The organism is Clostridioides sp. LIBA-7678 (genome assembly GCF_056716065.1).
This window is the reverse complement of sequence record NZ_CP196987.1, coordinates 3,680,832-3,703,559: the sequence shown is the minus strand read 5'-3', so window position 1 is coordinate 3,703,559 and position 22,728 is coordinate 3,680,832. Positions and strand designations below refer to the sequence as shown.

General features: G+C 29.4%; 18 protein-coding genes. 11 read left to right on the top strand and 7 right to left on the bottom strand.

Features of this window, described 5'->3' with window-relative positions:
- Positions 1–99: 99 nt before the first annotated feature.
- The 6 genes from ACTG46_RS17145 to ACTG46_RS17120 form a co-directional block, all read right to left on the bottom strand.
- Positions 100–720 (bottom strand): response regulator transcription factor, encoded by a 621-nt coding sequence (locus ACTG46_RS17145; protein WP_054277005.1) that lies wholly within the window; start codon positions 718–720, stop codon positions 100–102.
- Positions 692–2,275 carry a sensor histidine kinase gene (locus tag ACTG46_RS17140; protein WP_479923280.1) on the bottom strand — a complete coding sequence of 528 codons (1,584 nt, stop codon included), beginning with the start codon at positions 2,273–2,275 and terminating at the stop codon, positions 692–694. Before ACTG46_RS17140 ends, ACTG46_RS17145 begins: the two co-directional genes overlap by 29 nt.
- Before the next feature lie 156 nt (positions 2,276–2,431).
- Complete coding sequence (locus tag ACTG46_RS17135; RefSeq protein ID WP_479923279.1) at positions 2,432–4,459, bottom strand: FtsX-like permease family protein; 2,028 nt, start codon at positions 4,457–4,459, stop codon at positions 2,432–2,434.
- Positions 4,460–4,471: 12 nt separating this feature from the next.
- Complete coding sequence (locus tag ACTG46_RS17130; protein WP_167641010.1) at positions 4,472–5,221, bottom strand: ABC transporter ATP-binding protein; 750 nt, start codon at positions 5,219–5,221, stop codon at positions 4,472–4,474.
- Between the two features lie 295 nt (positions 5,222–5,516).
- Complete coding sequence (locus ACTG46_RS17125) at positions 5,517–7,166, bottom strand: cell wall-binding repeat-containing protein (protein ID WP_479923278.1); 1,650 nt, start codon at positions 7,164–7,166, stop codon at positions 5,517–5,519.
- A gap of 194 nt (positions 7,167–7,360) precedes the next feature.
- Positions 7,361–7,462 (bottom strand): winged helix-turn-helix transcriptional regulator, encoded by a 102-nt coding sequence (locus tag ACTG46_RS17120; protein ID WP_223195693.1) that lies wholly within the window; start codon positions 7,460–7,462, stop codon positions 7,361–7,363.
- Between the two features lie 334 nt (positions 7,463–7,796).
- Between ACTG46_RS17120 and ACTG46_RS17115 the strand changes: the two genes are divergently transcribed.
- The 3 genes from ACTG46_RS17115 to ACTG46_RS17105 all read left to right on the top strand — a co-directional run bounded on the left by ACTG46_RS17115 (position 7,797) and on the right by ACTG46_RS17105 (position 10,047).
- Entirely contained in the window at positions 7,797–8,918 is a 1,122-nt protein-coding gene (locus tag ACTG46_RS17115; RefSeq protein WP_479923277.1) for an aldo/keto reductase, read from the top strand.
- Positions 8,919–9,101: 183 nt separating this feature from the next.
- Positions 9,102–9,491: a MerR family transcriptional regulator gene (locus ACTG46_RS17110; RefSeq protein WP_054270765.1), complete on the top strand. Its 390-nt coding sequence runs from the start codon at positions 9,102–9,104 to the stop codon at positions 9,489–9,491.
- A gap of 16 nt (positions 9,492–9,507) precedes the next feature.
- Positions 9,508–10,047 (top strand): flavodoxin family protein, encoded by a 540-nt coding sequence (locus ACTG46_RS17105; RefSeq protein WP_054270764.1) that lies wholly within the window; start codon positions 9,508–9,510, stop codon positions 10,045–10,047.
- 108 nt (positions 10,048–10,155) lie between these two features.
- Here the strand turns inward: ACTG46_RS17105 and ACTG46_RS17100 are convergent, their stop codons facing one another.
- Positions 10,156–10,641: a hypothetical protein gene (locus ACTG46_RS17100; protein WP_054270763.1), complete on the bottom strand. Its 486-nt coding sequence runs from the start codon at positions 10,639–10,641 to the stop codon at positions 10,156–10,158.
- Between the two features lie 851 nt (positions 10,642–11,492).
- On the opposite strand from ACTG46_RS17100, the gene ACTG46_RS17095 reads away from it, so the two are divergent.
- The 8 genes from ACTG46_RS17095 to ACTG46_RS17060 all read left to right on the top strand — a co-directional run bounded on the left by ACTG46_RS17095 (position 11,493) and on the right by ACTG46_RS17060 (position 22,541).
- The gene (locus tag ACTG46_RS17095; protein ID WP_003421988.1) at positions 11,493–11,870 is read left to right on the top strand and encodes a RidA family protein; all 378 of its coding nucleotides are present in this window, start codon (positions 11,493–11,495) and stop codon (positions 11,868–11,870) included.
- A 272-nt stretch (positions 11,871–12,142) separates the two neighbouring features.
- Positions 12,143–13,939 (top strand): sigma 54-interacting transcriptional regulator, encoded by a 1,797-nt coding sequence (locus tag ACTG46_RS17090; protein WP_479923276.1) that lies wholly within the window; start codon positions 12,143–12,145, stop codon positions 13,937–13,939.
- A gap of 391 nt (positions 13,940–14,330) precedes the next feature.
- Positions 14,331–15,545, top strand: a complete 1,215-nt coding sequence (gene dpaL / locus ACTG46_RS17085; protein ID WP_054270760.1) for a diaminopropionate ammonia-lyase — start codon at positions 14,331–14,333, stop codon at positions 15,543–15,545.
- Between the two features lie 195 nt (positions 15,546–15,740).
- Positions 15,741–16,928, top strand: a complete 1,188-nt coding sequence (locus ACTG46_RS17080) for a YgeY family selenium metabolism-linked hydrolase (protein ID WP_227832090.1) — start codon at positions 15,741–15,743, stop codon at positions 16,926–16,928.
- 15 nt (positions 16,929–16,943) lie between these two features.
- A complete protein-coding gene (locus ACTG46_RS17075) occupies positions 16,944–18,527 on the top strand; it encodes an N-acyl-D-amino-acid deacylase family protein (RefSeq protein ID WP_479923275.1) in 1,584 nt (527 codons plus the stop codon).
- Positions 18,528–18,554: 27 nt separating this feature from the next.
- Entirely contained in the window at positions 18,555–19,883 is a 1,329-nt protein-coding gene (gene ssnA / locus ACTG46_RS17070) for a putative aminohydrolase SsnA (protein ID WP_479923274.1), read from the top strand.
- A 105-nt stretch (positions 19,884–19,988) separates the two neighbouring features.
- Complete coding sequence (locus tag ACTG46_RS17065) at positions 19,989–21,341, top strand: nucleobase:cation symporter-2 family protein (RefSeq protein ID WP_054271656.1); 1,353 nt, start codon at positions 19,989–19,991, stop codon at positions 21,339–21,341.
- 90 nt (positions 21,342–21,431) lie between these two features.
- A complete protein-coding gene (locus ACTG46_RS17060) occupies positions 21,432–22,541 on the top strand; it encodes a 4Fe-4S binding protein (RefSeq protein WP_021385954.1) in 1,110 nt (369 codons plus the stop codon).
- Positions 22,542–22,728 lie beyond the last annotated feature (187 nt).

Here is a 22,728-nt window from a genome sequence, read left to right as displayed (position 1 = left end):
AGTTTGTTTTTAGTTGATTAAAATATGAGTATATGTAAGGATAAACAGTATATTAAAAAATAGTGTGCATTTTTTTAGTGAGAAGTGCACACTATTTTTTTAATATATTGGAGAAATATAACCCATTTGAATTGCTTTTGTGATAGCTTCAACTGATGAAGAAACATCTAGTTTGTCATATATGTGTTGTAGATGATTTGATAATGTTCTTTCACTTATGTACAACTCGTCAGCAATCACTTTTCTTTTTTTACCACTACAGATAAGCTGTAATATTTTTTTCTCCATACTTGTCAAATCTTCAATAATTATTTCATCGTTTTCAGATGTAAAACAAGTTCTACCTTGATATACCTTTAATAGAGAATCAATTAAACTATCAGGACTAATATTTTTATTAAGGAATCCGCAGATACCTATTTTTTTAGCTTCATATTTATAAACAGGCAGGTCATATCCTGTTAACATTATTATTTTAATGGTAGGGTTAATCTTTAATAAATTATAAGCTACTTTTAAGCCATCATATTCGCTTAAGTCTTTAAGATTTATATCCATTAAGACAATGTCTATTCTTTTACCTACAATCACTTCTGATAAATTATGAACATCTTGTGTAGAATAAAATTGTTCAATTTCATCATATTCTTCTAATGCAATGGACAAGCTCTTAGCAAAAAGTGTATGGTCATCAACTAACAAAATATTTATAAGAACCATCTCCTTTCATAGGAATTGTAATTTGTACACAAGCACCATGGGGTATGTTATCAGATATGTTTATCGTTCCTCCTAGATTTTCTACTTGTTCTTTAATTGATACAATTCCTTTATGCTTTGTTGTATCTAAAGAGATTTTAGATATACCTAGATGAGTTTTGAGGGATGTATTTGTAACACCATTATCACTAATATTCAATTTTATTATATCTTTTTCAAGTGATAAAGTTATCCATGCATGGCTACCATTTGAATGCTTATATACATTTGTTAGCAATTCTTTAATTAAACGGTATATCAATATATCGTATGGCTCAACCAAAAATAAAGTATCAGAACATATAAATGAAACTGAAATATTTCTTTGTGGAAAAGTGAAGGAAACACTTTCAATCAAATTCTGATAATTTTCTTTTACTGTTAGATTTTTTAATATTACAGGATGATAGTCTTGCATTTGCTTTCTTATACATGTATTTAAATCATTAAGTGTATCACATATAATATCCTGTATTTCTGGGCGATGTGACTTGCTAGTCATATTTTTTATTGAAAGTAAGTCTTGCAATATATCATCATGTAAAAAATTAGAGAACTCTATCTTTAGCCGTTCCTCTTGTTGTAATCTATCTAATGCTAGAGTATACTTACTATCTTTAGTTATTTGTTTTTTTTCATATTTTAGATTAAATTCCAAAATAATATTACAAATAAAAATTAACATAAACAAGGTGTTTATAGCTATCAATATTATAGATAAATTGCCACCACTAAATATTACTATCATACTAATTAATGTGATACTTATAAAAAGAAGAATAATCCTTTGTTTTAGGCTAAAGATTGTTGAAAGAGGAAAACTATCATTTTCTCTAAGTACAATCCCATGAATACTCATAGAAAATATCAATACAGTTAGATAGATTCCAAAATTACTAATATGATTTGAAATTTTTATTGTGAAAAAGTAATAAATAATAAATCCTATTAGTGTTATAAATATAGAAATAAATATAGGTTTTTTTTCACTTCTTATGACAAAATCAACCCTTTTCCAATGGTAAAAAACAATATATAAAAAGCATGCTATACTTACTACAAACTGTAGTCCATACATACCAGAATACATTCTTTTAGAAATAAATGTTCCTATAACTGTACCAAAGCAAGTGATAAATAATAAAATATCTGTTATCTTGCGAAACTTATATCCGCTACCTTGAAACAAGAATAAAAGTATAAATTTGATGGAGATATACAATATAATTGGGCTTAATATTTCAAAAATAATAGTACTTACAGGTGTTACTATAGAGGATAAGAGTAAATACCAACTATCAAGCATTAACAATCCACAAAACAATGAGATAGTATTATTTTCTCTGACATTACAAGATGTTATATATGTAATATCTATAAGTAATAATGTTGAGACTATCAAGGGAATGATGCTTTGTATATTCAGATAAGTTTCAACATTTGTAGACAATACCATAAAGAGGAGTGATAAGATATAGTTTCCTAAAAATAGTATTTTTAAATTAAAGTTTGGCAATTTTATACACCTCCTTATAGATTTATAGTGTGTATTATATTAGGCTCATGACTATATCAAATTTATGAGTTTATAATTTTTATTATATAAAATATTTATAAATAAATAAAGTGGACTAAATCGTCACACATTTAAGTATGACGATTTAGGTAAATATCATTTTTTTAATACGATTTTACAACAGGTTTTAGTAGTGAGTATGTAGTATATTAAATATACTATGGCAGTTAAGAAAATCGCAATAATTACAGGTATGTATTGTGAAAACGAGCTTCCAAGTAAATTTTGCATCAAAGCAGTTTTATAGACCAAAGTAGCAAATACACAATCCAATATCCCAAGTAAAAATGGAATATTAAAAAATGGCAACACCTGCTTCTTGATAATTTTTTTTATTTGAACATTAGTGTAGCCCATTTTTTGTAAAATATCATAGTCAGACTTTGAATCTGAAACTGCTGATATATTGTTAAAGTATAAAATACTTCCAACAGCAATAAAAAATAAAACAACAAGAAATCCTATTAGCAGGAATGTAGAACTATTAATTGATAATAAGTCATTAATCCTGTGGGAATGACCTTGTAAATAAGGACTTTTATTTAAATAATCTGAGATGTCACTATATAAATTTTCGTTATTTTTAATTGATTTACCATTGATACTTACAATACTTGTTACTGGTAATTTATTTTGAGCTATTTTCTTATATATACTATCACTAACAACGAGAGTTCCAACACTATTACCAAAAGAGATGGTATTATTTAGAGATGTCTCTTTTACTATTATAGGTGTTTTTGTATCATTGATGAGTAGTGGATAAATCATTCTATTTTCACTACTTCCATCATTATTCGGTTGATACTTTACCAAAATACATTCATTATCTCTTAAAGGAGTAAGTTGTTTTAGTAGTTTTGTTCGATTTTGTCCCTTTAATAAAGTGTAGTAATCAGAAAAAGATATACATTCAAACCCTGCCTCTCTAGGAATAAATTTTTTTAATGAACTATTATTAGATAAATCATTCCTAGATGTACCAATTGTATATTCAATTGGAAGGTCTTTTGTTGAAGATTTTACTTTATAAATATCTGTCTGTGTAAAAGTAACATCGTCTGTATTCGATGTATATTGACTTACAATTTGTTTTACATCTTCAATTTGCTTATTTCTTTCTACTCTAAATTCTATCTCTGAAGGTGCAATACGTGAAATTGATGCAATAGGATAATATAAAGAGAGTGCCATGACACTTGAAACTGTTAAAGTAGCAGCACAGAGCAGTGTAAGCATAATCAGAGTCTTAGAATTTGAGCGAATACGATAGATAAAGTTTGGAGTAGTTATTATCTTTATATCTGTATAGAAAGCTTTTTTATTTTTTTTGCTATGTTGCATAATGTATGGAAGAAAGGAACTGATAAAGAGAATTGTACCAACTACAATAAGAATCATAGTTATCAAACCTATTTGATAAAATCCTATACATATCCATACTGACTTAGTTCCACGAAGAATATCTAATGCTAGACAATAGCCACTTAAAATCAGAATAAAGCCTATAAAAGCTGGAATTTTTCGGAACTTCAACTTTTTTTCTGCACTTTTTTCATATCTTACTAATTTTATAAGTGAAGTCTTAAAAATAAATTTAGCGTTTGATATAGCTATTACTAAAACAACTAAGACTATAAAGAGTGTTGTTTTAGATATTGCACTCATATTAAAAAATGGGATTTGTGAATTGTCAATTGACAAATTGAGAAGTGCATTAATTCCAAAGACAATACCTTTATGAACCAATGCCCCCAATATCAATCCAACAATAAGAGCTCCAATACAAGTTAATATATTCTCAAAAGTAAGTAGTGATAGGACTGTAAACTTACGGTAGCCAAGTAAAGTATATATGCCAAGTTCTTTTGTACGATGTCTCAAGAAGAAGCGATTTGAATATGTCATATAGAAGATAACAAATACCATTAAAAATATGGAGATAACATTACACATAGACTCGACTCTGCCGTCAGTTGAAATCTTTTCTAACATTACCTTATTAACAGAAAATGAAGTAAATGCAAAAAATACAGTGATAACAAAAGAGACTGAAAGCATATATAGAGAATAGAATGAAAGGTTCTTTTTAAGGTTTTTTATTGACATGTAAAAAATGTTCATTAAATTATCCTCCTATCTTTTAGTATCCAATTTTGTAATTTCTTTAATAATCAATTCATAAAATGTACGCCTGCTGTTTTGTTGCTTGTCTAGTTCTTTAATGATACAACCATCTTTAAAAATCAAAATTCGATTTGCAAAACTAGCTGCATAGGCATCGTGTGTTACCATTAAAATTGTTGTTTTCAATTCCTCATTTGCTTCTTGTAGTGAGTAGAGTAGCTCAGTGGCTGAGTTGGAATCTAAAGCACCTGTTGGTTCGTCTGCAAATAGAATGCTAGGTTGTTTAACTATTGCTCTAACTGCTGAAGCTCTCTGCCTTTGACCTCCAGATAATTCATTTGGATATTTGTTTAATTGAGCAGTTATACCAAAGCGTTCGGCTAGACTTCTTACCATGTTTTCTATTTTATCTGGATGTAGTTTTTGAAGTGTAAGGGGTACCGAAATATTCTCGAAAATTGTAAGGCTATCTAGTAAAAAATATTCTTGAAAGATAAAACCTAAATTATCTCTACGAAAATCAGCAGAACTGGTATCATTAAGTGATTTCAAGCTTACATTGTTTATGAAAATATCCCCACTTGTTGGTTTATCAATTGTAGATAATACGTTAAGAAGAGTGGTTTTTCCAGAACCAGAAGCCCCCATTATCCCTATAAATTCTCCTTCTGATACATTGAAAGATACCTTATCTAAACTTGGTTTTTGACCTTTAGTATAAATTTTAGTTATGTTATTTACTTTTAATATGGTATTCATTGTATATATCTCCTTTCATCTTGATACAGTCAAATTATATATCAACTTTATTGTTAATTCATGAGTAAATCACGCAACAATTTTTTGTAAAGTAATAAGGGAATTATTATTAAAGTATTGAAAGAGTAGATTATTATCAAGATATATAATGTTTAGTACATTTTTACTAGCTTTGAGTTAAAGCGTATGTGATAGAGATACAATATTGAAAAAACAAAAAATAAAATAAAAGCCATAAATACATGAAAATCCAGTATCTATGGCTTTATAATAACTAATAAAAGTATGTACTTTATTAATTATCTATTTCAAACTCTAATATCTTACCAGTAATTGCATTGATTGTTATCTCGTATTCAGTATTTCCTTTTCTTATTTCACCTTCATATTCTTTATCATCTTCATCATATTCAAATTTTACTATTTTCCCACCAGGTACTTTATCTAGCATTATTGATTTAGCCTTTTCAGCACCAATAATAGAACTATTGTCATTAGTATTAGAGTTATTGTTGTCATCAAAGTCATCATCATCAGAATCCTTGTCCATATCAATATCTACAATTCTTCCATCAAATGCATTTATCTCTAATTCATATGTTTTTTTATTCTTTACTATTTTAGCTTCATATTCATTATCTTCAGCATCGTATTTGCAATAGATTAAATTACCATTAGGAATAGCATCTAGTGCTATAGATTTAGCTTTATCCAATGATATATTTTTTGTACCTAAATTGTTATCATTTAAGTCATCGTCTTTTTCAATTTCTATTATTTTTCCAGAGTATGCATCAATTTCTATTTCATATACAACATTATCTTTTAGAACTTTGCAGTCATATTTATTATCATCTTCGTCATAATAACAAACTAAAATATTGTTTCCTGGAAGAGCTTGTTTTAATATCCCTTTAGCCTGTATTAAAGATATTTTCTTAGTTTTATTTCTTATATCAACATTTTTTAGTTTTAAAATATCTTCAAATGCTTTTTGGTTATATCCTCCTCCTACTTGTGTTATTTTATCTATGTCTTTATTTTTAATAAATTCTTTTTGACTATTTACAAGGCTACCATTAGATATCATTATAGGTGAATTTTCTTTAGCAGCTAGTACTCCTATTGATAATGAATCTACTAGTGCATTTTCTTGATTAATACCATCTTTGGCTACAAATATATTATTTATTTTCTTGTCCTTATAAAATTGTTCGATAATTTTTGCGTTAGTATTGTTTCTATCTGAGCCACTAATTCTTTCTTTGTTTGGATATTTTTTTACTATGTTGTCTGATAAGACCTTATTTCCTCCAACTATATAGGATTTCTTTATAGATTTATTATTTAAGAAATTTATACTGTTGTTATTACTATTTTCATCTGATACTAGTATTATAGGCATATTGTGTACTGCTGCGGGAGAAGCTATACTAACTGCATCAGATAAGCCCTTTAATCCATTTACAACAGCAATATTTTCTACCTTTTTTATCTTATCTATTTCTTTAAGTACATTTGTAGACATTTCATATATATTATTTCCTGCTATTTTATTTATTTTTATGTTAAGTGATTTTATTTCATTTTCTACTTTATCAGAAATACTATTTCCACTATCTACTATGTACACGTTGTCTACACCAAGTCTCTTAAGTTCAGCTTTAGTCGAACTCTCGATACTATTACTGTTTACTAAAAGAATAGGTGCATTCTTTAGTATAGCAAATGGATTTGCACAAAGAGCACTTTGAATAGAGTTACCATTAACTAGAATAGCTGTTTTTGATTGAACCCATCCCAATTTACTTACTTCCACAGCTGTTTCAAATCTTGTTTTACCTATTAGTCGTTCTTGTTTTGTAGCGTTATTTGCAAAAATTACTGAAGAACTAGAAAAAAACATAACACCCGATACTAATATAGCTAAACTTTTCTTATTCATATTTTTACCTCACAATCTTTAAAATTTTATTATTTAGCATTACTTAGTAAAATATAATCTTAAAATCAAGTTGATACTTAATCTAATATTATAAAATCAACAGATAAGATTATTTAAATATAAAATTTTCCTATTTATATTTAATATTGTATCATAAATATAAATAGGAAAATGTTTTTTAAAAGGGGTATACACTATTCATTTTTATCATTTGACAAATAAGTTTTTCCCCATTGCTTCATATTTTCTAAAACAGGAACAAAACTTATTCCTAAATCTGTTAGAGAATATTCTATTTTATCTATGCTTATTTTTCGTATTGGTTGTAGCTACCTATTAGCCTATATTGTGGGAATTGGTGTTTTGAGTATATTTATAGCAATGCTTATGGACTGGGGTTTCCGAAGTATATGTTTCTTGTGGCGTTGGAGAAGTGGGAAGTGGAAAGAACATTCAGTAGATTAATGTCAAAAACTATATTTCTATAATATTTCTATCAAAAATAAAAAAATCTATTGACTTGAAGTTAACTCCAAGTAGTAAAGTATAATTATGCAAGAATTATATATATTCAAAAGAGAAGTTAAGAGAGAAATAAAACAAATAAGTTTTAAAGGGGGAAGTAAAGCAATGGAGGCAAAAAAATTAGGTTTTGGATTAATGCGTTTACCAATAAAAGATGAAAATGATGTTACAACTATTGATATGGAATATTTAAATAAAATGGTTGATACTTTCTTGGAGAGAGGATTTACATATTTTGATACAGCCTATGTATATCACATGGGAAAAAGTGAGATAGCACTTAGAGAATCTTTAGTAAAGAGACATAAAAGAGATAGCTTTACTGTAGCTACAAAACTACCATTAATGGTTTTAAAGAAAAAAGAAGAACAAGAGACTATTTTTAATGAGCAGTTAGAAAAGTGTGGTGTAGATTATTTTGATTATTATCTTCTACATAATATAGGTGTGTCACATTATGAAGTAGCTAAAAAATTTGATAGTTTTAAGTTTATTGAAGAAAAGAAAAAGGAAGGGAAAATAAAGAATATTGGTTTTTCTTTTCATGATAGTGCAGAATTATTAGATGAAGTCTTGACTGAGCATCCAGAAGTAGATTTTGTGCAATTACAGATTAACTATATAGACTGGGACAATGAAAGCATACAGTCTAGAAAATGCTATGAGATAGCAGAGAAACACAATAAACCTGTGATTGTTATGGAACCAGTAAAAGGTGGTACACTTGCCAAAATACCAGAAAAAGCAGAGAAGTTATTCCATGACTATAATTCAGATATGTCAATACCATCTTGGGCAATCCGTTTTGTAGCAAGTAAAGACAATGTAATGATGGTCTTAAGTGGAATGTCAAATATGGAACAATTATTAGACAATACAGGGTATATGCAAGACTTCAAACCATTCACAAAAGATGAATACGATGTTATAGATGAAGCTGTAGAAATTATTAATGAATCAATTGCAGTTCCATGTACTGCATGTCAATATTGTGTAGAGGGATGTCCAAAGAATATTGCTATTCCAAACTACTTTGCATTGTACAATTCAGAAAAACAAGCTCTTAATACTGGATTTTCGACACAGATGGTTTACTATAATAACTATACTAAGACTTATGGTAAAGCATCAGATTGTATTGGATGTAAACAATGTGAGGAAAGTTGCCCACAACATATTAAAATTATAGATGCCTTAAAGAATGTGGCAGAAATCTTTGAAAAATAATTAATAGATATAAATAAACAGGATAAATAATTTTAAAAAATAATTATATGTAGATAAATAGGGCAAATAGTTTTGATAATTTACCAAATATAGATAAACAGAATAAGCAATTTCGATAGAATATTATTTAAGTTATTTAATGATATTTTAATCTATACAATATCAAGAGAGAGGTATATATGTATGACGATTTCAGAAGTTAGCAAAAAATACGAGCTTTCAGCAGATACTTTACGATACTATGAACGCATTGGTCTGATACCACCTGTAGGTAGAAATAAAAGTGGGATTAGGTCTTTTACAGAAAAAGATTGCGAGTGGGTTAATTTTATAAAATGTATGAGAAGTGCAGGCCTTTCTATTGAGACACTGATTGAATATGTGGCTATGTTTCAACAGGGAAATAGTACTATTCAAGCGAGAAAAGAACTTTTGATAGAACAGAGAAATCAATTAGCTAAAAGAATGGAAGAAATGCAAAAAACTTTGGAACGATTAAATTTTAAGATTGATAGATATGAAGAAGGTCTTGTTGAAAAAGAAAAGACATTAGAAAACAGTATGAATAAATAAGTGGAGGAAGTATATTATGAGTAAAAATGTATTAATAGTGTCTGCAAGCCCTAGAAAAGGTGGAAATTCTGATTTATTGTGTGACCAATTTATGCAAGGGGCATTAGAATCAAAAAATAAAGTAGAGAAGATATTTCTAAAAGATAAAGATGTTAACTATTGTACTGGATGTGGTGCATGTTATGAAAAAGGAGCAAGTTGCCCACAGAAGGATGATATGGGAGAAATTCTTGAAAAAATGATTAAAGCAGATGTGATTGTTTTGGCAACTCCAGTTTATTTTTATACTATGAATGGACAAATGAAAACTATGATTGATAGAACTTGTTCTGGATATACTGAAATTTGTGATAAAGATTTCTATTTTATTGTTGCAGCAGCAGATAAAAATGTGGATGATATGGAAAGAACAATAGAAGGATTTAGAGGGTTTACATCATGTTTAAATGGGTCTAAGGAAAAAGGTATAGTATATGGTGTAGGAGTTTGGCATGTAGGAGAGATTAAGGGAAGCGAGTCAATGAAAGAGGCATATGAAATGGGCAAGTTGGTATAGTATGTTTGTATATAATAAAGGACAGATTAATTTTAATCTGTCCTTTATTTACAATATTTATTTAAATACCTAGTGCCACTAGTATATTTTAATAATCACTATAAAAAATTATACAGATTCTTGCATGATGTTATTTTCTTTAGTAATTAATTCTTCTAGACTTTTCCAATCAGTATCTTCCATATTTGCAAAATAATGACCACTTCCTATACAAGTTAAGTAAGACTTTCCATCCAATTCAAATGAAGAACCACCAATACACTTTGAATTACATTTTTTACAAGTTCGAGTTTTAGTGATACTCTCCTTAATAGTTTTAGAGCATTCCTCTACAGAATTTTTATATGAATTTAGATGAAAAAGATTTGCTTTAACTCTCCATTTTTTTTCGTTACATTCAATAGTAAATAAGCTACGTTTTGGTTTTTTAGTTGAATATACTATTTTGTAAGAACGAGCCCCTGTCTTTGGCTCAATTTTGCAATCTAATGATTTGCCAAGTTCATGTAAATCACAAGCAATATTATAATCTTTACCACTTAATACTTTTAACATTTCCTCTGTTGTTTCTGCTGTTAATTCACTTTTACCCATATTAAAAAATCCCCCTAATAAATAATAATTTCATATAAGAATAATTAATATCAGTATATTAAATAAATTTATTGAAATCAATAAAATAACTACAATCTTACATTATTGGGCATAGAATGAGAGCTAATGCTTTATTAGAAAAAAGACTTAATAGTATGAAAATTCACTTAGACATGATACAATTCTATAAAAGATTTAAAAAATAGGAAAGGAGAAAGTTGCTGGGAGATAATCAACATAATAATTTAATCATAGATTATGAACTTATTATGAGAGGGGTAATGTTGTGAAGTAAGATTATTAAAAGGGAAACCTGTAAGTTCTCAGCAATGGTGATGGGTATTGATAATTTTTTGGTTACTATTATATTTGGCTATTATATTTTCAATAGGCTCTATGATAACTAGAGTAAATAAGGTTTGGGTAAAGGTTTTATTATTTATAGTAGTTGGATTGTCAACTATAGTCCTTTCATACATAATAACTTGATGATTTGAGATTAAGAAGCCAGTTTTAATCTATAAATTCTCAAAACAAGAATTCTCAAGTTGGTAAAATTCTAGATATGAGAAAAAAATTGACATTAGAAAAAAGTAATTTTGAAGCATTTTCTTACAAAAATATTTAGATGTTACTAGTTTGAATGACTTCACAAAATTTTATATATAGGTAAAATTTGGCATGTTAATTGCTTTAATAAAAGTTAACATGAACACAAATAAATATAATCATCTGAGTATTGATTATTTGAAGTTTTAGATTTGAAATTTAATCTAAAGGTTCATATTGATATTGGTGTTTAGGAAATTTTATTTTCCTGTAAATATAACCTAATAATAGGAGGTGAAATTATGTCAAAAGTAGTAATAGCTACAGAGAAAGCTCCAGGAGCAATTGGACCATATTCTCAAGCAATACAAGTTGGAAATATAGTTTCTACATCAGGTCAACTTCCAATAGATATGAAAACTGGTGAGTTAGTATCTGACCCAAAAGAAGCAACAAAAGCTTCTTTAGATAATGTAAAAGCAATATTAGAGCAAGCTGGTACAAGTATGGATAAAATATTTAAGACTACAGTATTCGTAAAAGATTTAAAAGATTTTAATGATATTAATGAAGTGTATGCTACATATTTTAAAGAAAATCCACCAGCAAGATCATGTGTACAAGTTGCTCAATTACCAAAAGATGCAGTTTTAGAAATTGAAGCAATGGCAGTATTATAACAATAACAATGATAACAAAACTAATGAAAATTAAAAACTAATAAAAAAGTCTACAATTAAAATAAAAAAGTTTATATTAAAAAGTCTATATAAAAATCTATCTAAATATTTAACTATTGAGCTTTTCTCATGTAATGTATATTTTGTGCCAAAAATATATCTGTTACAAGAGGAAGGCTTTTTTGTGTTTTATATATATTTTAAAAATTGACTATATGTTAAAATATAGCTAAACTGATAATTTGGTAAATTAAATTATAATGGGGGAGACTATGTTAAGTAAATTAAAAGAATTTCAACAAGAAATGATAAAATACACTGAAACAGTAGCTAGTGTATTAGATGTAGATATTGAAATAGTTGATGACAGATTGATAAGGATTAGTGGCACAGGTCTATATAAATCAAAGATAAATGAAAGCGTTGTTACTGAGGGTTTTATTTATGATAAAGTTATACAGACAGGTCAGGAATTAGTCGTATTGGATATATGTGATAATCAGCTTTGTATAGAATGTTCCCATTACATGAAATGCCTAAATAAAGTAATAATAGCAGTTCCAATAAAATATAATAATCGTACTATAGGGGTAATTGGTGCTATTAGTACAGATAAAACTAAAAAAGTAGAAATAAGTGCAAAGATAGATAATTATTTAAAATTTATCAATCATATATGCGATTTAATTTCCATGAAGATAGAAGAACATGAAGCGTCAAAAAATAGTAGCAGAAAAATGAATATGATGATAGAAATAATTGAAAATGTTGAAAAAGGCGTTATAATACTGGATATAAATAGCAAAATATCCTATATAAACAACATAGCTCTAAAAAAATTAGATATTGAGAAAAATATAATCGAAAATATAGTGAATATAGTATCAGTTGAATCATCCTCAAATGGACATGAATTGCTAGAAATTGATATTGATAACAAAATTTATAATATAAATGCCAAAATAATTCCTGTATATCCATATATAAATCAATATGACAAAATAATAATATTTGACAAGACATATATCAACCATAAAGGACATGGAAAGGTAAATAGTGGATGGGGAAATAGTGATATAGAGTCTATAATTGGAAATTCAGAAGCTATGGTGAAAGTTAAAGAGAGAACTAAGAAATTAGCAAAATCAAATTCGACTGTCCTTATAACTGGTGAAAGTGGTACAGGTAAAGAACTAATTGCTAGAGCTATACATGCAGAAGGTAGCAGATGGAATAAGCCATTTATTGCTATAAACTGTGCTGCTATTCCAGAAAACCTTCTTGAAAGTGAATTGTTTGGATATATAAAGGGAGCATTTAGTGGAGCTAGTAGTGGTGGTAAGGTAGGTAAATTTGAACTTGCAAATGAAGGTGTTATATTTCTTGATGAAATGGGCGATTTGTCCATGCCTTTGCAAGCAAAGCTACTTAGAGTCTTACAGGAAAGAAAATTTGCAAGAATTGGGTCAAATAAGCTTATTGATTTAGATATAAGAGTAATTGCAGCTACAAATAAAAATTTACTGAAACTAGTAAATGAAGGTAAATTTAGGGATGATTTATACTATAGACTAAATGTAATTCCTATAAATTTGCCACCCCTTAGGGAAAGAAAAGATGATATTGAAGCAATAATGATGAAATTTGCTTCTAAATATTCTTTAGAATTAGGTATTCAATTGAATAAAATAGAAGAAAATGTTGTGAATATGTTGATTAACTATAATTGGCCGGGAAATATAAGGGAACTGGAAAATGCAGTTGAGTATATGATGAATTTAGTTGGAGATGATGGAATAATATATAAAGATATGCTTCCATTAGATATTTTGAACTATTATAATATTAATGGAAATGTATGTAAGAGTACAGGTATAACGTTTGAAAATGATATAGTTGAAGGGATAGTAGAAAATCAAGAAAGGATACTCTCAATTAAAGAATTAGAGTTGACTTACATAAGTAAGTTGTTGAATAAGTATGGAAGAGATACAAAGACAAAGAAAAAAATAGCAAAAGACTTAGGCATAGGTTTGGCTACATTATATAGAAAATTGGAAGAAGAATAGTAGTAACATAAACAATCAAAATATAAAATTATAGAAGGTTATAACCATATATTTATAGAAAATAAAATACAGTAATATATCTAGCAAAATGATAGACATATAAAGAACAAGACATAATAAAGGAAAAATTAAAACAAAGAAACGGTTTCTCGAATTGATAATTCTCGTATTGATAAAAATTTCCCAATATGAGAATTTTTTCTTTTATAAATCTTATTTTTCACATTCAAAATTTATAAAAGTTAAAGAAATTTTATAAAAGTATGTAATTCCAACATAAAAAAAATATTTTTAGAATAAATAATATTGGCATAGTAATTGCTTTACTAGAAGACACAAAGATAAAAACTTAAAATGACACCGAAAAATTTGAAAGGGGAATATAAAATAAATGAGAGAAATAAAATGGAAATTAAATAATCTACCTAAATCTGAGGAAAAAGAAAAAGGGATTGAATTTTTAAAAGATGAAGAAATTGCAAAGGCTAAAGCTTTCCATGAGAGCTTTCCACAATATGAAAAAACTCCTTTAGTTAAATTAGATAACTTAGCAAAATCACTAGGAGTAAACGGAATATATGTTAAAGATGAATCTTATAGATTTGGATTAAACGCATTTAAAGTTTTAGGTGGTTCTTATTCTATGGGTAGATATTTAGCTCAAAGATTAGATACAGATATATCTGAATTAGGATATGACAAATTAACTTCAAAGGAAATAAAAGAAAAATTAGGAGAAATAACTTTCTTTACGGCTACAGATGGGAATCATGGTAGAGGAGTTGCTTGGACTGCTAATAAATTAGGTCAAAAATCTGTTGTATTAATGCCAAAAGGTTCTTCTGAATTTAGATTAAATAAAATCAAAGGAGAAGGAGCAGATGCTAGTATAACAGACCTAAACTATGATGATGCAGTAAGATTAGCTAATGACTATGCAGAAGCTGATGACCACGGAGTAATGGTTCAAGATACAGCATGGGACGGATATGAAGAAATTCCAGCATGGATAATGCAAGGATATGGAACTATGGCTAAAGAAGCTATAGAGCAATTAAAAGAATATGGAGTAGACAGACCAACACATGTATTTGTGCAAGCAGGAGTTGGTTCACTTGCTGGTGCAGTTCAAGGATATGTTGCTTCAATATACGATGAATGCCCAATAACAGTAGTAGTAGAAGCTGATGAAGCTGATTGCTACTATAAATCAGCAGAAGCAGGAGATGGAAAACCAAGATTTGTTGGAGGAGATATGCCAACTATAATGGCTGGTCTTGCTTGTGGAGAACCAAATACTATAGGGTTTGAAGTGTTAAAAAATTATTCATCAGCATTCGTTTCAGCACCAGACTGGGTTTCTGCTAAAGGTATGAGAATACTAGGAAATCCTCTAAGAGGAGATGAAAAAGTAATTTCTGGAGAATCTGGAGCAGTTACAACTGGAGCATTAGTTTCAATCCTTGAAAGTGAAGATTTAAAAGACTTAAGAGAAGCTTTAAAATTAGATGAAAACTCTAAAGTATTATTAATAAGTACAGAAGGAGACACTGACCCTGATAAATATAAAGATATAGTTTGGAATGGTGAGTGCCAAAGCAAATAAAAGACTTAAAATAAGAACTAAATAAAATCAAAATAAGAGCTAATTAAAATCAAAATAAAGTCTAAATAAGAATTTAATAAATAAAATATAAAGAAGCGAAAAATCAATAAATTAAATAAAGTATGAGTAAATTAAAAAAGTAAAATATCAAAGTGAAACATCAACAAATTAAAAATTATATGGGGGAATATCAAAATGTTAAATGAAACAAGAAAAAAACAATTAACTGAAGTATGCCAAGATTTAATAAGAAATGCTAGTTATTCAGGTCAGGAAGAAAATGTAGTAAAAGCAATAGAAGAAAACTTTGCTTTGCTAGGTTTTGATAGCTGGTCAAGAGATAGATATGGAAATATAGTAGGATGCATAAAAGGAAACAAACCAGGTAAGAAAATATTATTTGATGGACATATAGATACAGTTCCAGTTCCAGATGCAAGTAAATGGAGTGTTCCTCCTTTTGAAGCGAGAATAGTAGATGGAAAAATATATGGAAGAGGAACTTCTGATATGAAAGGGCAAGTAAGTGCTATGATGGCAGCTGTTTCATACTTTGCAGAAGATACTAACAAAGATTTTGAAGGTGAATTATATGTAGCAGGAGTTGTTCATGAAGAAATATTTGAAGGAGTTTCAGCTAGAGAAATAAGTAAAGCTGTTGAGCCTGATTATGTTGTAATAGGTGAATCTTCAGAATTAAACTTAAAGATTGGTCAAAGAGGTAGAGGAGAAATAGTAGTAGAAACTTTTGGTAAACCAGCTCACTCTGCTAATCCAGAAAAAGGTGTAAATGCAGTTTATAAAATGGCTAATGTAATCCAAAAGATACAACAATTAGTACCTCCAACTCATCCAGTTTTAGGTGATGGAATACTAGTTTTAACAGATATAAAATCTTCTCCATATCCAGGAGCTTCAGTAGTGCCAGATTACTGTAAAGCAACTTTTGACAGAAGATTATTAGTTGGTGAAACAAGAGAAGGAGTATTAGCTCCAATACAAGCATTATTAGATGAAATGATGAAAGAAGACCCAGAGTTAAATGCAAAAGTTTCTTATGCAGTTGAAAAAGCTGATTGTTACACAGGAAATACTATAGAAAGTGAAAGATTCTTCCCAGGTTGGTTATATGATGAAGAAGATGAATTTGTTCAAGCAGCATATAAAGGATTAAAAGAAGCTGGAATAGATTCAGAAATAACTCAATACTCATTCTGTACAAATGGAAGCCATTATGCAGGTGAGGCTGGAATAAGAACAATAGGATTTGGTCCTTCTAAAGAAAATCTTGCTCACACAATAGATGAGCATATAGAATTAGACCAATTATTCAAAGGTGCAGAAGGATATTATGGTATATTAAAATCAGTTTATAAAAAATAATTAGGAGATGGTTTTGTGAGAACTTTAATAAAACATGGGCTTATAGTAGATGGAAGTAAAACACCAGCATATGAAGGAGATATTTTAATAGAAAATGAGAAAATATTAAAAATATCACAGGATTTAAATGAAGAAGCTGACAGAGTTATAGATGCAAAAGGTAGAGTTATATGTCCAGGTTTCATAGATACTCATAGCCATTCAGACCTAGTGATTTTAGTTAATCCATATAATGAGGTAAAGATTAGACAGGGAATTACAACAGAAGTGTTGGGCCAAGATGGTATATCTATGGCCCCTCTACCTCAAGAACATATATCTTCTTGGAGAAAAAATTTAGCAGGCCTAGATGGTGAAAGTGATGAAATTGATTGGAAATATGAAACAACAGAGAATTATCTAAAAATGATGGATAACAATGGGGTAGGTTTAAATGAAACTTATCTAGTACCTCATGGAAACGTTAGAATGGAAGCAATGGGGCTTGAAGATAGACCTGCCACTAAAGACGAAATTCAAAAGATGTGTGAAATCACAGAGAGAGAATTAAAAGCAGGAGCTATAGGATTGTCTACTGGACTTATATATATACCTTGTGCATATTCATTGACAGAAGAAATTATAGAAATGTGTAAGGTTGTAGCAAAATATGATGGAGTATTTGTAGTTCACCAAAGAAGTGAAGCAGATACAATTTTAACATCAATGGAAGAAATCATAGAAATTGGAAAACAATCAGGAGTAAAAGTTCATTTTTCACACTTTAAGGTTTGTGGTAAATCAAATTGGAAGTATATACCTCAAGTTATAGAGCTTTTAGAAAAAGCTGAAAAAGAAGGAATAAGAGTATCTTTTGACCAGTATCCATATGCAGCAGGAAGTACAATGCTTGGAGTAGTTTTACCTCCTTGGGCACATTCTGGAGGAACTGATAAGTTAATAGAAAGACTAAGTGATGAAAACGAAAGAGCAAAAATGAAAAAAGATATAGCAAATGGAATAGAAGGTTGGGATAACTTTATAGAGTTTGCAGGGATAGACCAAATATTTGTAACAAGTGTAAAGACAGAAAAAAATAAAGATACAATTGGTAAGAGCTTGTTAGAAATTGGAGAAATGAGAGGAAAAGACCCATTAGATGCAACGTTTGATTTATTAAAAGAAGAAGAAAATGCAGTTGGAATGGTAGATTTCTATGGATTGGAAGAACATATAATAGGATTTATGAAAAGAGACGAGCAAAATGTATGTACAGATGGTCTTTTAGCAGGTAAACCACATCCAAGAGCATATGGTTCTTTCCCTAAAATACTAGGAAGATATGTTAGGGAGTTGAATGTACTAACAATTGAAGAAGCTGTCTATAAAATGACTAAAAAAGCAGCTACAAGCTTTAGTATAAAAGAAAGAGGCCAATTAAAAGAAGGCTATTTTGCAGATATAGTTATATTTGACAAGGATACAGTTAGTGGATGTGATGATTTTATCAATTCTATGCAGTACCCTACAGGTATAGATTATGTAATTATAAATGGAAATTGTGTTGTTGAAGAAGGAAAATACAATAAAATTAAAGCAGGGAAAGTACTTAAAAATTAAATCTTAGCTTTAAGGAGGAATAAATTTATGATTTTAGTGGGGAATGGGAGGCTAATAAGCCAAGATTCTTTAAATCCCTATATGGAAGATGGATGTGTAGTAATAAACGATAATCTAATTGAAGATATAGGTACTACAGAGGAAATGAAAGCTAAATATCCAGTACATGAATTTATAGATGCAGGCAAGAAGATAATCATGCCTGGTCTAATAAATTCACACATGCATATATACAGCTCATTTGCTAGAGGAATGGCAGTTCCAGGAAAACCTTCTGAGAATTTTTTAGAGATACTGAACAATTTATGGTGGAGACTTGATAAGCAACTTACACTAGAAGATACTAAGTACAGTGCATATACAACGTATATAGAATGTATAAAAAATGGTGTGACAACAGTTTATGACCATCATGCAAGTCCAAACGCAATCGAAGGAAGTTTGTTTACAATATCAGATGTTGCAAAGGATTTAGGAATAAGAACATGCCTTTGCTATGAGGTATCTGATAGAGATGGTGGAGATACAATCCAACAAGGAATCAATGAAAACGTAAACTTTATAAAATACGCTCAAAAAGATGATACAGATATGATAAAAGGGATGTTTGGTCTTCATGCTGCATTTACACTATCTGATGATACATTAAATAAGTGTGCTTCAGAAATGGATGGTCTTGATACAGGGTATCATGTACATGTTGCTGAGGGTATAGATGATTTACAATACAATATAGACAAATATGGGAAGAGAGTTTTAGAAAGATTTAATGATTTTGGAGTACTAAAGGAAAAGACTATAGCAGTTCATTGTATATATATAAGTACAGATGAAATTAGTCTTCTAAATAAAACGAATACATTTGTAGTTCATAATCCAGAATCTAATATGGGAAATGCAGTTGGATGCTCTCCAGCAATAGAGTTATTGAAAAGAGATGTTACAGTAGGTCTAGGAACTGATGGATATACTAGCGATATGTTTGAATCACTAAAAGTTGCCAATATAATTCACAAACATCACTTAAAAGACCCAAGAGTTGGATTTGGAGAGTCACAAACAATGTTATTCGATAACAATAGAAAAATAGCTAAAGCTTATTATAAAAATGACCTAGGAGTACTTAAAAAAGGTGCTTATGCAGATGTAATAGTAGTTGATTATATACCACATACTCCATTGACAGAAAATACAATAGGGGGACACACTATCTTTGGTATGAGTGGAAGAAGTGTAGATACAACTATTATAAATGGAAAAGTACTTATGAAAGATAGAAAGTTAGTAAACATAGATGAAGAAAGTATTTTAGCTAAAAGTAGAGAATTAAGCCAAAATCTATGGAATAGAATTTAAACATTGTAAAATATAACTTGGACAAAAATAGGAATTTAAATGAAATATATAGATAAAAAATATATGGAATAGAATATTAAATTAAATATAGAAGGGAGACCCAAAATGTCTCAAGATAAAAGCCCTAAAATAGCTCCAGTAGATGAAAGGTTACCCATATCCAAATCTTGGGTATTTTCACTACAGCACGTTTTGGCAATGTGTGCAGGAGCAGTAGCGGTTCCTATGATGATAGGAAGTGCTGCACGACTAGATCATGCTAGTATTGTTTTTTTAATAAATGCTTGCTTATTTATGGCAGGGATAGGAACACTCATACAAAGTGTTGGTATAGGAAATATTGTAGGTGCTAAAATACCAGTAATAGAAGGAACTAGTTTTGCCGCTGTGGCAGGTATGACAGCAATAGCCTCATCATATAGTGATTCTCAGGTTGCAGTACAGACAGTATTTGGCTCTGTAATCGTAGCGGGATTGTTCTGTATATTACTTGCTCCAGTGTTTGAAAAATTAATAAGATTTTTCCCTAGTGTAGTTACTGGAACAGTTGTTATGGTAATAGGTATTTCACTATTCCCAGTTGGGATAAAGTGGATAACTGACAACAAATTGGAAGCGGTTGAACCAAACTCATTAGCATTAGCTTTGGCAGTATTGGCAATAACTTTACTTTCATTTAAATTCTTAAAAGGAATTTGGAATAGTACAGCTATATTGGTAGGTATAGTACTTGGTACACTACTTTCAATGGCAGTTGGAATGGCAGATTTTAGTGCAGTAAATGGAGTTGGTTGGCTTAATTTAAATGTACCTTTAAAATTTGGAATGCCTAGATTTGAACCATCTGCAATACTATCATTGTGCTTAATTATGTTAGTACTTATGACAGAATCAGTTGGTAATATGATAGCTATCCATGAGATGGTAGATAAAGAAGTAACAGGTAAAAATATCAAAAGAGGTCTATTTGGAGATGGAATATCTACAGCTTTATCTGGAATATTCAACTCATTCCCAATAACTCCATTTGGTCAAAATACAGGGATAGTAGGTCTTACAGGTATAAAATCAAGATTTATAGCAGTTTATGCAGGGGTTATATTGCTAGTACTTGGTTTCTTACCAAAATTTGCAGCAATAATAGGAGCAATACCTAAGCCTGTTCTTGGAGGAGTAGGGTTTGCAATGTTTGGAATGGTAATGGTTGGGGGAGTAAAAACTCTAAGTAAAGTAAAGTTTGATGGAACTAAAAATGGAGTTATAGTAGCAGTTAGTGTTGGTTTATCTATGATACCACTAACAAATCCTGATTTTTATCATAATTTTCCAACTTGGGTACAAACAATATTCCATAGTGGAATAACAACAGGTAGTTTATCAGCAGTACTTTTAAATATATTCTTCAATGAATTAGGTTCTAAAAAAGAGAAGAATAATAAAGTTGAAGAAGCAAAATAGAAATAATATAAAAAGAAGATAAATAACAAATACAAATAAAAGAATATAAGCTAAATATTAAAAATATTTAATTAAGGGAGAGATAATAATATGGCTAATTTAAAAGTTAATTTATATGGAATGGAATTCTTAAATCCAATTATGACAGCAGCAGGTCCTGGAGCAAAAGATGGTGCTCTCTGTCAAGAAGCAGCAAAAGGTGGAGCAGGAGCTATATGTACAAAAACTATATCTGTATTACCAGCAGATGTACCAAGACCATGTATGGCAAAAACTAATAGTGGTTTCTTAAATACAGAATTATGGTCAGAGCTTCCAAAAGAACAATGGATAGAAGAAGAATACAAAAAAGTAAAAGAAACAGGGCTTCCAGTAATAGTAAGTATGGGATATTCAGCAGAGCAAATAGCTGAGGTTGCTCCTTTAGTAAAACCTTATGCTGATGCAGTTGAATTATCTACTCATTATGTAGGTACAGATGTTGCTCCAATAGTAAATGCTTTAAAAGCAGCAAAAGCTGTTTTAGATGTACCAGTATTTATGAAAATGAGTCCTCATACTGATATTCAAACTATTGCAAAAGCTGTTGAAGAAGCAGGAGCAGATGGACTTGTAATGATAAACTCATTTGGACCATGTATGGCTATAGATGTAAATACAGGATACCCTATAATGGGAAGTAAAGCTGGATATGGATGGTTATCAGGTGCACCAATAAGACCTTTAGCAATAAGATGTATATATGAAGCTTCTCAAGTTGTAAATATACCAATAATAGGTGTTGGTGGAATCACTTGTGGAAAAGATGTAGCTGAAATGATGATGGCTGGAGCAAGTGCTGTTCAAGTATGTACAGAAGCAATTCTTAAAGGGCCTTCTATCTATGGAAAAATTGCTAAAGAATTAAATGAATTTTTAGATGAAAACGGATATTCTGATGTTAATGAAATAAAAGGATTAACTCATAAGAAAATGGCAGCTAGAGGATTTAGAACTCATTCAGTAGCTCCAGTTGTAGATGATAACAAGTGTATCAAATGTAAGCAATGTGTAACAAGCTGTGTATATGAAGCATTAGAAGTTACAGATAAATTAAATATAGATGCAGACAAATGTTTTGGATGTGGATTATGTGTAACTAGATGTCCAAAAGGAGCTTTAAGCATCTGCTACAATCAAGTAGAAGCTGTAAATGAATAATATTGTATAGAATTTTAATAATTAACTTAGAGTAATATGTACTGAAATGATAAATATATATGATTAGTAGACGAGCTATAGTAATAATCTAATATAAAGCAATATACAAAACTATTCTAGCACAGTTTAGGTGGTATAAGAGTTCTAGTAAAATTACTTTAAGTTAATTGCTTGAGATAAAATAAAT